The sequence below is a fragment of the Halolamina sediminis genome, assembly GCF_001282785.1.
Taxonomy (GTDB): Archaea; Halobacteriota; Halobacteria; order Halobacteriales; family Haloferacaceae; genus Halolamina; species Halolamina sediminis.
The window spans coordinates 831,730-843,666 of sequence record NZ_CVUA01000001.1 but is presented as its reverse complement, the minus strand read 5'-3'; the positions used below and the strand labels follow the sequence as shown (position 1 = coordinate 843,666).

The window sequence follows — 11,937 nt, the reverse complement described above, 5'->3', positions numbered from 1 at the left end:
TGCGGCCGTTCAGAGCGTCAGCGTCGCGTCGGGCATGTTCCGGAACGCGGTCTCGTACCCCTCGTGCCGGGAGACCGCCGGCGGCGTGCCGACGCTGATCGTGAGTTCGTCGCCGGACGCGACGCCGTCGACGACCGCGCCGTAGTGGACGCCGAAATCTGGGTCGAGCCACTTGTAGAGGTAGTCGTCGAACACCGTCTCGCCGTCGCGGGACAGCGTCGCCGACAGCGACATCAGCGGCAGCGGAAAGCGGTTGTACGGCGTGCGTGGCGAGACGGCGAGATACTGCTGATCCTCGTCGGCCTCGAAGCGCGCTGCGTCGTCGAGGCGCTGGACCGCCATTACGGCGTCGCCGCTCTCGGTCCTCCCGTGGCTCGTCCCGGGCAGATCCTCGACGGCCGGCGCCTGCCTGATGGGCACCATCTCCATCTCCATCGGCTTGACGGCGCCGAGGCTCCCCTGTTTGGCCTCGGGGATGTCGGTGAACGGCACCTCCTGCAGTTCGGAGCGCTGGTAGTCGATCGTGAACTCGAACTCGGCCGAGCCGGCCTCCGCCAGCGAGCCGGTACGGCGGCTGCTCCCCTCGCCGACCGTGACGGTCACGTCGTACTCGCCCTGCTCGGGGAGTTCGACGTTGTCGCCGAAGTGAAAGCCCATGTTCTGGGAGAGCATCGCCCAGGGGTTGAGCCCGCTGACGACCGACTCGCCGTCGCGGGTCACCTCCACCGAGGGGTTCACGTCTGAGGGGACGACCCCCGTCTCGCTGTGCCAGACGAACGGCATGAGGTGGAGCGCGTCGTCCGAGCCCACCTCGACCTGCGTGGTGTCGCTGCCGGTGATCGTCCAGAAGCGGTGGGGGTAGCTGTACGTGAGCGCACAGCTGTAGCCACCGTCGCTGGCCATCCCACCCATCAGCATCCCCTCGGTGTGGGTGGGATAGTAGACGCCGTCGGGGCGGTTCTCCACCAGCGGCGGCTCGCGGTTGCCCGACTGGAGTTCGAACCCGAGACAGCCGGCGGTACCGACGGCGCCGGCGGCGCCGATACCCGCGAGGAACGACCGGCGGGACGGCCTACGCATGCGCCACCTCCGCGTCCTCGGCGGGCTCGGGGTTCGCGGGCGGGAGCGCGCGCAGCGAGCGCGGCGGCACGAGGTAGTTCCCCCGGCGAACCGTGTTGATGTACTGGAGGATCCCGTTGTTCGTGCGCTGGCCGACCGCGGAGTTGCGGTCGACCTCCTCGCCGTTCATCGCTTCGCGGGTCGTGACGAAGTCGGCGATCTCGCGCTGCAGCGAGAGGAAGTGGACCCCGGCGCGGCCCTGATCGGTCGAGTCGAAGTCCCGGCGCAGGATGATCGGCGCGTCGTCCTCGCGGACGTCGACCATCTTCTGCCCGTGGCCGACGACGCCGTCGCTCCGGGCGCTGTCCATCGGGTCGGCGCAGTCGTCCATCCGCGGATCGGTGCCGAGGTTCTCGCCGGCGTCCTCGACCACGTCGTTGTTCGCGTGGTGCGGGCAGAACATCTTCGCGACGCGCTGCTTCCGGGTGTCCTGCTCGTACCACTGGTTCAGGTTCAGCGTCAGCGTCGAGAGCTGCTGGGTCGTGCCGCCGGCGAAGGGGCCCTCCTGGATCGTCACGCGATCCTCGGTGGGCTGGTTCCCCTCGTAGGCGGACTCGAACCCCATGTACAGCGGGGCGTCTTCGGGCACCGGTCCGTCGTCGGGCACGCCGTCGACGTCCTGATTCTCGGCGGGCAGCCCGTCACCGATGAAGCCGGTGCGGCGCTCCCGGATCGAGAACGCGTCGGTCAGCGCGGCGTCGGGTTGGGAGACGCCGTTGAGCTCGTCGATCTCGCCCTTCAGCGCCTCCTCGGCGCCCATCACGACCTCGCCGTAATCGCTCGCGAGGTGCACGATCGCGTCGGGGTCGTCGGGGTTCGGGTTCTCGAAGGAGGCGAGCGCCCGCGGCTCGGGTAAGTCGACGCTCTCTGGTAGGTCGGCGTCGAAGCGGTCGAAGTAGTACGGCGAGTAGCTGACCGTCAGCAGCAGCCCTGCAGCCGAGCGCTCGTAGGCGCGCTCGACGCCGGCAAGCGCCGTTTCGACGGCCTCGCGCTCGGCGTCGGTCGGCGTCCCCTCACCGTAGTCCAGCGGGAGCAGCACGCGGTGGCGCGGGTGGTGGTTGTTCCCCTCGTCGGTGGTCGGGAGGAACTCGTTCCAAGCGTGCTGGCGCGCCGGGAACGCGGCGTCGGGCTCCTCGGGTCCTCGCGGCACGTCGATCTCCGGCCCCCGGTTCAGGCAGGCCGACAGCGCCGCCGCGCCGCCGATCGCGACGGCGGACTTGACGAACTCGCGGCGGTCGATCCCGTGGGAGTCGCTCATACTCACGGTAAGGGATCGACGGGAAAGTGGGTTCTGGTGCGGCTCTCGAAACGGCGCGGAGACCGGCGCTATCCGTCGAGTAGCTCGTCGACCAGTCGCGTGAAGCGGTCGACGAGTCGGTCGCTCGCGTCGGGGTCGACCGTCGCGAGCAGCGACCGCGTGCGCTCGGGATCGACGAGCGAGAGGTGGACCCGGCCGCGATCGTCGCGGCGTTGTTCGACCAGCCCGGCGTCGCGGAGGCGATCGACGTGGTAGGAGAGCGTGCTCCGGGCGACGTCGAGCCGGTCCGCCAGCGCCGCAGCGGGCGTCTCTCCCGTGAGCAGCGCCGCGAGGATCGCTCGGGCGGTCTCCCGCCGGGCCAGCGCGATCCGCTCGCGTTCGCGTTCGTCGTACCCCGGGGGGAAGTAGTGGGTGCGGCCGTACCACTCGTCGGCGACGACGCTGCCCGAACGACGGAGCCGACGCAGGTGGTACTGGAGCTGGCCGGTCGCGAGATCGAGCTCCCGGCCCAGCGCGCTGGCGTGCCGGCCCGGGTGGTTCCGGACGTGCTCGAGCAGTCGCTCACGGACCTCGCTCATCGCTCGTCCCCTCCGTTCCGGTCCCCGTCGCGCTCGCCCCCGTCGGCACGGATCGCGTCCGAGTACGCCGGCTTGCCGACGAGGTAGACGGCCGCGATCACCAGTGCCGCCATCGACACGTCGAGTGCGTGTTCCAGCGTGTGGTGGAGCCCCGGGCCGACGGCGCCGAGGTAGGCGCCCACGCCGATCGCACTGCGGGCGAGCAGCGTCGACAGCGCCAGCGCGACCAGCAGGTAGCGCCGCGAGCGCCGCCGGACGAACGCCGCGATCGCGAGGCCGGCGACGACGGCAGTCAGCGCGGCGGCCACTGAGAGCAGGACGAACATCGTGGGGTCCTGCCCGTGGACGCCGGCCGCCAGCGGAGGAAGCATCAGGCGCCGTTAGCGCCTCGACGGGCATACGCCTCACGGTGGCGGTGGGGAAGCGACGGCGACTCACCGGCAACCGTGCCGGTCCGTACCAACCAATATGGTCCTCCGACCCAACCGACGGGTATGTCCGAACACGAGGTGACGGCGACCGTCGACGGGACGACCGAGACGGCGACCGTCGAGGCCAGACGGCTGCTGGTCCACGCGCTCCGGGAGGACTGGGGGTACACCCAGCCCACCGTCGGCTGCGAGTCCGGGAAGTGCGGCGCCTGCACCGTCGAGCTGGACGGCGAGATCGCCAAGTCCTGCTGCGTGCTCGCGGTGCAGGCCGACGGCGCCGAGATCACCACTGTCGGCGGGATCGAGGGGGCACCCGAGGGGCTCAGCGAGACCGACGAGACCGCTCCCGAACCCGGCGCCGACGCCGACTTGGGCCCGGTCCAGCGCAGCTTCCACGAGGAGCACGGGCTCCAGTGTGGCTACTGCACGCCGGGGATGGTGCTCCGGAGCCGCGACCTGCTCGCGGACAACCCCGACCCCGACCGCGAGGAGATCCGCGAGGGGCTGAAGGGGAACGTCTGTCGCTGCACGGGCTACGAGAACGTCGTCGACGCCGTCGAGGCCGCCGCGGCGAAGCTCGAACCGATCGAAACCGACGGCGCCAGGTGCGAGTCGGCGGGAGACGGTGACGACCCGGCATCTGGGGGTGGGGACTGATGTTCCCGCCGCGGTTCGACTACGAGCGCCCCGACTCGCTCGACGACGCCCTCGACGCGCTCGCGGCCCCCGACGCGGTCCCGCTCGCGGGCGGACACGACCTGGTTCCGCTGCTCAAGGCCCGCGAACGCGACCCCGAAACGGTCGTCGATCTCGGGGGGCTCGGGGAACTTCGCGGCGTCGGGCGTGTCGCCGTGGACGACGCCGACGGCGCGACCGAACGAATCTCGATCGGCGCGCTCACGACCGACGCCGAGCTGCTCGACGCCGAGCCGGCGGGCATCGACGTGCTGCTCGACGCCACGGCGGCGGTCGGCGACGCCCAGATCCGCAACCGCGGCACCGTCGGCGGGAACCTCGCCGCGGCCCACCCCGCGAGCGACATCCCGGCGGCGACCGTCGCCGCGGACGCCACGCTCCACCTCGTCGGCCCTGACGGCGACCGAACAGTCCCAGCCGAGGGGTTCGCGACCGGCGACCACGAGACCGTCCGGGAGGACGACGAACTGCTGACTCGGATCTCGATCCCGCTCGCTTCCGACGCTAGTGGCGGCTACGCGCGGGAGACCCACCCCTCGACGGGGTACGCGTCGGTCGGCGTCGCCGCGCGGCTCCGGGTCGTCGACGGCAGCGTAGCCGACCCACGGGTCGCGGCCGTGGGCCTGTGTGACGCGCCGGTCCGGCTCAGGGCGGTCGAGCGCGAACTCGACGGTGCCGATGCGGGTTCGCCGGTCGACAGCGTTACCGACGCCGCGGCGAAGGCGGGCGATCGCGTGGACGGTCCCGTTCGCGAGGATCACGTCGTCTCGGCCGAGCAGCGCCGGACACTGCTGTCAGCGTGTGCCGAGGATGCCGTTACCGAGGCGGTCGCTCGCGCCGTCGGCCGGGAGGGGGTGGCACCATGAGCGGCGAGGAGAGCGTCATCGAGGCCGAGGGGTCGGTGCCGACGACCGCCGACGCCGGCACAGCAGAAGGCGGGGAGGGGATCGGCCACAGCCCGCTGCGTCGCGAGGACGCCCGCGCGCTCCGCGGGGAGACGACGTACACCGACGACTTCGGGCAGGAGGCCGCCGCGCTCGCGTTCGTCCGGAGCCCGCACGCTCACGCACGCGTGGAGGAAATCGACACCGACGCGGCTGAGGCGGTCGACGGCGTGGTTGCTGTCTACACGTGGACGGATCTGGCCGACAGCGACGCGCCGATGCGACTTCCGGTCCGGACGGAGCCGCTGGACTGCGAGGTGCCGGGTCATCCCGTCCTCGCCGCCGACCGCGTTCGCTACGACGGGCAGCCCGTCGCCGCGGTGGTCGCGCGGGACCGCTACGCCGCCGCCGACGGCGTCGAGGCAGTCGACGTGGCGTACGATCCCCTCGGCGTGGAGACCGACCCGCGCGCCGCCGCCGACGAGGACGCCCCGACGCTGTTCGACGAGGCGCCGGACAACGTCGCCGCGGTCGGCGAACTCGGCGACCGGGAAGCGACCGACCGCGCGTTCGCCGAGGCCGCGGAGATCGTCAGCGTCGATCTGGAAAACAACCGCCTGATCCCCAGCGCGCTCGAACCGCGCGCGGCGATGGCCGAGTACGATCGCACCGAGGGGTTCACGGTGACGATGAGCAGCCAGTCGCCCCACGGCCACCGGCGGAAGCTCTCGCACACGCTCGGGGAGCCGGAACGCCAGATACGGGTGATCTCGCCCGACGTCGGCGGCGGGTTCGGGCACAAGGGCCACCACCACCCCGGCGAAGCGATGGCCGCCTGGGCCGCCCGCGAACTCGGCGAGGCGGTGAAGTGGACCGCCACGCGCTCGGCGAACTACCGCGAGGGGGCCCACGGTCGCGACCATCGGACGACCGCCGAACTCGCGCTCGATTCGGACGGTCGCTTTCTCGGCCTGCGGGCGGACACGTACGCCGGGATCGGCGGCTACGCACTCGGCGGCGGCGGCGCGATGCCGGGCTGGTACGGCCGGCTGCTCGCGAGCCAGTACGAGGTTCCCGCGATCTACTGCCGGTCGCGCTGCGTGTTCACGACGACGGCGCCGGTCCACTCCTACCGCGGCGCGGGCCGGCCCGAGGCGGTGTACGTCACCGAGCGCCTCGTGGACGTGGCCGCCGACGAATTGGGCGTCGACCCCATCGAGCTCCGGCGGCGGAACCTGATCGACGCCGACGACTTCCCCCACGAGACCGCGGTCGGCGCGACGTACGACAGCGGGAACTACGAGCCCGCGCTCAACGAGGCGGCCGAGGCGGTCTCGGAACACCCGAGCGGCGGCGAGCGCGACGACGACGGACGCTTGCGGGGTGTGGGCGTCGCGGGCTACGTCGAGAGCACCGGCGGCGGCTTCGAGAGCGGCGTCGTGCGCGTCCACCCAGACGGCGGCGTGACGGTTTCGGCGGGCACCCACGACCACGGACAGGGTCACGGCACGATCTACGCCCAGATCGTCGCCGAGGAGCTCCCGGTCGGACCGGGAGAGATCGAGGTCGTCGAGGGTGACACCGACAAAGTTCCTACCGGGACGGGGACGTTCGGCTCCCGGAGCACGGTCGTCGGCGGCAACGCGGTGGCCGAGAGCGCCGCCGACGTGCTGCAGAAGGCCGAACGGATCGCCGCCCACGAGCTCGACGCCGCGCCCGACGAAATCGAGCAGACCGAGTCGGGGTTCCGTGCCGACGGCGACCGCTGCTCGTTCGCCGACGTGGCCGACGCCGCCTACGGCCGAGGGCTCCCCGCGGGGCTCTCGCCGGGGCTGGAGGCCACGACGTTCTACGAACTCGACGACACTGCCTACACGTTCGGTAGCCACGCGGTCGCGGTAGCGGTCGATCCCGAGACCGGCGAGTTCGAGATCGAACGCTACGTCGCAGTCGACGACTGCGGGGTCCGAGTGAACCCCCGGATCGTCGAGGGACAGGTCCACGGCGGCGTCGCACAGGGGCTCGGGCAGGCCCAGTCCGAGCGGGCGACGTACGGCGCGGACGGCACGCTGGCGGCGGCGACGATGCTCGACTACGCGCTCCCGCGGGCTGGTGACCTGCCCGACATCGAGACGCGGGCGAGGGAGACGCCGAGCCCGGAGAACGAGCTGGGCGTGAAAGGCATCGGCGAGGCCGGCACGATCGCGGCGCCGCCGGCGCTGGTGAACGCGGTCGCCGACGCGGTCGGCGTCGACCACCTCGACATGCCGCTCACGCCGGAGCGGGTCCGGGCGGCAGAAGAGGGCTGAGCGCGCCGCTCAGTCGTCGGCGAGCGGGGCGCCGTGTTCGGTTTCGGGCTTGTTTCGCAGACACGCCGAGAGGTGGCCGTTCCCGTGGTCGGTCTCCTCGGGCTCGTCCTTCTCGCAGGGCGTGGTGAACGTCGACAGCTCGTTTTCGGCGGTCTCGACGTCGCCGCTCGTGAGCGCGTCGAGCGCGCGGTCGACGATCGCCTCGGCTTCGTCGTCCGCGAGCGTCTCGGGCAGGTCGAACTCGATCCGGATCTGTGACTCGACGGTCTCGTCGTCGACGACCGAGGGCTCCTCGTCCGGCGGCGCGAGCGCCTGTCGGATCCCCTCGGGGTCGATCTCGCCGGCCTGAACCTTGTCCCGGAACGTCAGCAACGCGCGCCAGTCCTCCTGCTCGACGTCGTACTCGTCGGACTGGATCACCATGTGACAGCGCGTGTGGAACTTACAGCCCGACGGCGGGGAGATGGGGCTGGGGACGGTCCCCTTCAGTTCGATGTTCTCGCGCTGGTCGGAGGGGTCCGGCCGCGGGATCGCCGACAGCAACGCCTCGGTGTAGGGGTGCTGGGGGTTGGTGAACACCTCGTCGGTGTCGCCGATCTCGACGATCTCGCCGAGGTACATCACCGCGACGCGGTCACAGACCTCCCGGACGACGCTCATGTCGTGGCTGATGAACAGCATCGAGAGGCCGAACTCCTCCTGAATGTCGTTCAGCAGCGAGAGGATCTCCGCACGGATCGACACGTCGAGCGCGGAGACGGGCTCGTCGGCCACGATGAACTCGGGGTTGAGCACGAGCGCGCGGGCCAGCGCGATGCGCTGTTTCTGCCCGCCGGAGAACTCGTGGGGGTAGCGGTCGTAGTAGTCCGCTTCGAGCCCGACGCGTTCGAGCAGATCCTCGACGATCTCCCGGCGGCGCTGTTTGTCGGTCATCCCGTGGACCATCAGCAGCTCCGCGACCGAGCGCCCGACGGTCATCCGCGGGTCGAGACTCGAGGACGGGTCCTGGAAGATCATCTGGGCGTCCCGGCGGAACGACTTGAGCTCCTCGTCGTCGAACTTCGTCACGTCGTTGGGGTGGGTGCCGTCGGCGTTCCGTTCGCGGCCGGCGCGACCGCCGCCGTTGAAGATGACCTCGCCGTCGGTGGCTTCCTCCAGCCGGATGATCGAGGACGCCGCGGTCGACTTCCCACAGCCGGACTCACCGACGAGCCCCAGCGTCTCCCCCTCGGCGATGTCGAAGCTGATCCCGTCGACGGCCTTGGCGGCGCCGACCTGCCGGGAGAGGATCCCCTGGGTGATCGGGTAGTGCTTCTGCAGGTTCCGGACGGAGACCAGGGGTTCGTCAGTCACTGGTGACACCTCCGGTGGTCGCGCCGTCGTCCTGGACGACTTCCTCTTTCACCGTCGAGGCGTCGTACCCCTGCTGGTAGTGGACACACGAGACGGCGTGGGTGTCCGACAGCGGCTCCTCGGGGGGCTGCTCGCCGGCGGTGCACTCCTCGACCGCGTAGTCACACCGCGGCGCGAACCGGCAGCCGTCTGGTGGGTTGATCGGCGAGGGGAGCGTCCCCGGGATCCCCTCCGCGGCGCGGGCCTGCCCGGGCAGACACTCGAGCAGCGCACGCGTGTAGGGGTGAGAGGGGTCCTCGAAGATCTCAGAGACGGTGCCCCGCTCCATCACCTTCCCGGCGTACATCACGACGACGTGGTCGGCGATGCCGGCGACGACCCCCAGGTCGTGGGTGACGAAGAGGATCGACATGTCGTACTCGTCCTGGAGATCTTCGAGCAGGTTCAGGATCTGGGCCTGCACCGTCACGTCGAGCGCGGTCGTCGGCTCGTCGGCGATCAGCAGGTCGGGGTTGGTGACCAGCGCCATCGCGATCATCACGCGCTGTTTCTGCCCGCCCGAGAACTCGTGGGGGTAGTCGTCCAACCGCGCGGCGGCGTTTGCGACGCCAACGTCGTTGAGCAGTTCGACCGCGCGCTCGCGGGCCTCCTGTTTGGAGACGTCGGGCTCGTGGGTCTGGACTGCCTCGACGATCTGCCAGCCGACCGTGTAGCAGTGGTTGAGCGCGTCCTGTGGGTTCTGGAAGATGTGGGCGATCCGCCCGCCGCGGATCTCCTCCAACTCGGACTCGCTCATCGTCGTGACCTCCCGTCCGTCGAACGTCACGCTCCCGGAGACCTCTCCCGGGGGCGTGGGGACGATGCGGGTGATCGACTCGCTGGCGACGGTCTTCCCCGACCCCGACTCCCCCACGAGACAGACCGTCTCGCCGCGGGGGATCTCGAAGTCGATACCGTCGACGGCGATCAGCGTTCCTTTGTCCGTGGTAAACTCCGTCGTGAGTCCTTCGACCGTGAGTAGTGGCTCGTCTGTCATTGTTCTGACTCCGCGTCAGCTTCGGGGTTCAGTGCGTCGAGGAGGGCGTCCCCGAGGAAGTTGAACGCCAAGATGGTGAAGAAGAGGAATATCCCGGGCGCCAGCGTGATCCAGGGGGCGAACCCGAGATCCGAGCGGCCCGCGGAGATCAGCTGTCCCCAGGAGGGGATCGCCGAGTCACCGAGACCGAGGAACGCGAGTTGAGCCTCCGCGAGGATGAACGCCGGGATCAGCAGCGTGATGTTTGTGATGATGCTGCTCGCGCTGTTGGGCACGATGTGGGCCCGGATGATCCGGTACGTGCTCGCGCCGCTGAGCTGTGTCGCCTTGATGTACTCCTCTTCGGTCTTCGCGAGCGCGTTGCTCCGCACGTAGCGTGCGGTCCCCTCCCAAGAGAACAGCCCGAACAGGACGATGAACAGGAACAGCCCGCCGCCCCAGATGTAGAGGATCAGCAGGTAGAGGATGAACGTCGGGAACGACTGCTGGATGTCGACCCAGCGCATCAGCACCTCGTCGACGAGGCCGCCCGCGTACGCCGACACCGTCCCGACCCCGGTGCCGATGGTGATGACGATCAGCGTCGCGATGAAGCCGATCTTCATGCTGATCTGCATCCCGTAGATGATGATCTTGAAGATGTCCCGCCCGTTCTGGGTCGTCCCCAGCGGGTACTGCATCGTGCCCTGGCAGGCGCCGTCGACGATGGGACCGACACAGTTGATCGGGTAGTTCTGGGAGATCTCCAGGAACATCGGCGGCTGGTACTTCAGGAACAGCTCCGAGGTCGGCGCGGGGATCACGACCGGCCCCAGCACGCCGACGACGAAGATGAAGATCAGCCAGCCCAGGCTCACCATCGCCGGGCGGTTGCGCTTCATCTCCCGCCAGTAGTACTTCGTCATCCGCGAGTTCTGGTACAGCGGCAGCACGACGTAGAACCCGAACAAAAGCAGCGAGACGGCGAACAGCCAGTCGAGCTGGGTCACGTCGTACTCCCAGCCGATCGGCGCGAACGTCGGCGTGTACTGCCCGCCCAGGTCGAGCCCGAGCATCTGGTCGTAGGTCCGAGTCACCAGGAAGTAGTCGTACAGGATCAGCAGCGTGAGCACCGCCATCCCGGCAGCCATGCCGATGAAGTTCGGCGACAGCTCACGGTTCGACTCCTCGGTGATCTGCTCCCAGTCGACTCGGTCGAAGGTGGATCTGTCCGTCGCCATTATCGGTCCTCGAAGCTGATCCGCGGGTCAAGCACTGTGTACACCAGGTCCTGGAGCAGGTTCCCGATGGTCGCGACGAAGGTGAAAAACAGGGTCGAGCCGAGCACGAGGCTCGTGTCCTGTGAGGTGATCGCCCGGAACAGCGTCGTCCCGAGCCCGGGGATGCTGAACACCACCTCGACCAGCAGCGAGGCGCCGGTGAACAGCGCCAGCAGCTGGCTTACCATCGTCGTCGACAGCGGTACCATCGTCGGCCGGAGGATGTGCTGGAAGTAGATCTTGTACGTCGAGACCCCCTTCGCCCGCGCGGTCTTGACGAAGTCGGCGTTGACGAACTCCGCGGACTCGTTCCGCGAGACGCGCATGATCCCGCCGATCGAGCCCGTGACCAGCACGAACACCGGTATCACCAGTTGGTTCACGTTCGCGAGGCTGAACACCGGCACGTCGGTGTTGTATATCACGGGGATCCACTCCAACGTCACCCCGAATATCAGTAACAGGATTATCCCGAAGAAGAAGTTCGGGATTGCATAGCCGAAGAAGGCGAAGCCTGTCGCGACGTGGTCCTTCCAGCTGTACTGGTTGGCAGCCGAGTACAGCCCCACGATCGGCCCGATCAGGATCGTCAGGATCGTCCAGGGGACCGAGTACTGGGCGGTGTAGTAGAGCGACTCGATCAGTGCCGCCGTTACTGGTTGGTTACGACTGTCTGACCACCCCCAGTTGAGCGTGTAGATACCGACGACGTAGTCCATGTAGCGCTCGGCGGGCGAACGGTCGAGGCCCAACCGTTCGCGTGCTGCCTCCCTCGCCTCCTCGGGGTCGTCGCCGCCGATCGCTGCCTGTGTGACGGCCTGCTGAACGTTGGGGTTCGGGGCCGCCATGAGCAGCCCCCACGTGATCGAGACGATGATGAACGTCACGATGGCCGCCCAGGCGACCCGTCGGACGATGTACCATTCCATTCCCATAGCTTATATCCTCATGTGCATCTGTCTCCGAAGTTTCTGTCTCCGCTGGTGCCAACCGCCACCGCCGCCCGGACACTGG

11 protein-coding genes are annotated in these 11,937 nt (G+C 69.3%); 3 read left to right on the top strand and 8 right to left on the bottom strand.

Translation table 11 applies throughout. The annotated features are described in order from the left end of the window. Positions 1-9: 9 nt before the first annotated feature. The 4 genes from BN1959_RS04250 to BN1959_RS04235 all read right to left on the bottom strand — a co-directional run bounded on the left by BN1959_RS04250 (position 10) and on the right by BN1959_RS04235 (position 3,326). Entirely contained in the window at positions 10-1,080 is a 1,071-nt protein-coding gene (locus BN1959_RS04250) for a DUF7350 domain-containing protein (RefSeq protein WP_053947469.1), read from the bottom strand. Then, a complete protein-coding gene (locus BN1959_RS04245) occupies positions 1,073-2,377 on the bottom strand; it encodes a DUF7405 family protein (RefSeq protein WP_053947468.1) in 1,305 nt (434 codons plus the stop codon). The genes BN1959_RS04250 and BN1959_RS04245 overlap by 8 nt, the downstream gene beginning before the upstream one ends. A 68-nt stretch (positions 2,378-2,445) precedes the next feature. Further along, positions 2,446-2,955: a winged helix-turn-helix transcriptional regulator gene (locus tag BN1959_RS04240; RefSeq protein WP_053947467.1), complete on the bottom strand. Its 510-nt coding sequence runs from the start codon at positions 2,953-2,955 to the stop codon at positions 2,446-2,448. Continuing rightward, positions 2,952-3,326: a DUF7471 family protein gene (locus BN1959_RS04235; RefSeq protein ID WP_202594639.1), complete on the bottom strand. Its 375-nt coding sequence runs from the start codon at positions 3,324-3,326 to the stop codon at positions 2,952-2,954. The genes BN1959_RS04240 and BN1959_RS04235 overlap by 4 nt, the downstream gene beginning before the upstream one ends. Positions 3,327-3,449: 123 nt before the next feature. Between BN1959_RS04235 and BN1959_RS04230 the strand changes: the two genes are divergently transcribed. From BN1959_RS04230 to BN1959_RS04220, 3 genes are read left to right on the top strand one after another with little or no spacing between them, the layout of a single operon-like run. Then, a complete protein-coding gene (locus BN1959_RS04230) occupies positions 3,450-4,043 on the top strand; it encodes a (2Fe-2S)-binding protein (protein ID WP_053947466.1) in 594 nt (197 codons plus the stop codon). Then, a complete protein-coding gene (locus tag BN1959_RS04225; protein ID WP_053947465.1) occupies positions 4,043-4,948 on the top strand; it encodes an FAD binding domain-containing protein in 906 nt (301 codons plus the stop codon). Before BN1959_RS04230 ends, BN1959_RS04225 begins: the two co-directional genes overlap by 1 nt. Beyond that, complete coding sequence (locus BN1959_RS04220) at positions 4,945-7,275, top strand: xanthine dehydrogenase family protein molybdopterin-binding subunit (RefSeq protein ID WP_053947464.1); 2,331 nt, start codon at positions 4,945-4,947, stop codon at positions 7,273-7,275. The genes BN1959_RS04225 and BN1959_RS04220 overlap by 4 nt, the downstream gene beginning before the upstream one ends. A gap of 9 nt (positions 7,276-7,284) precedes the next feature. Here the strand turns inward: BN1959_RS04220 and BN1959_RS04215 are convergent, their stop codons facing one another. Genes BN1959_RS04215 through BN1959_RS04200 form a run of 4 tightly spaced genes read right to left on the bottom strand, consistent with a single transcriptional unit; the run spans position 7,285 to position 11,858 of the window. After that, positions 7,285-8,628: an ABC transporter ATP-binding protein gene (locus BN1959_RS04215; protein WP_053947463.1), complete on the bottom strand. Its 1,344-nt coding sequence runs from the start codon at positions 8,626-8,628 to the stop codon at positions 7,285-7,287. Then, complete coding sequence (locus BN1959_RS04210; protein WP_053947462.1) at positions 8,621-9,664, bottom strand: ABC transporter ATP-binding protein; 1,044 nt, start codon at positions 9,662-9,664, stop codon at positions 8,621-8,623. Before BN1959_RS04210 ends, BN1959_RS04215 begins: the two co-directional genes overlap by 8 nt. Next, a complete protein-coding gene (locus BN1959_RS04205) occupies positions 9,661-10,884 on the bottom strand; it encodes an ABC transporter permease (RefSeq protein ID WP_053947461.1) in 1,224 nt (407 codons plus the stop codon). Before BN1959_RS04205 ends, BN1959_RS04210 begins: the two co-directional genes overlap by 4 nt. Then, complete coding sequence (locus BN1959_RS04200; protein WP_053947460.1) at positions 10,884-11,858, bottom strand: ABC transporter permease; 975 nt, start codon at positions 11,856-11,858, stop codon at positions 10,884-10,886. The genes BN1959_RS04205 and BN1959_RS04200 overlap by 1 nt, the downstream gene beginning before the upstream one ends. Between the last annotated feature and the right edge of the window lie 79 nt (positions 11,859-11,937).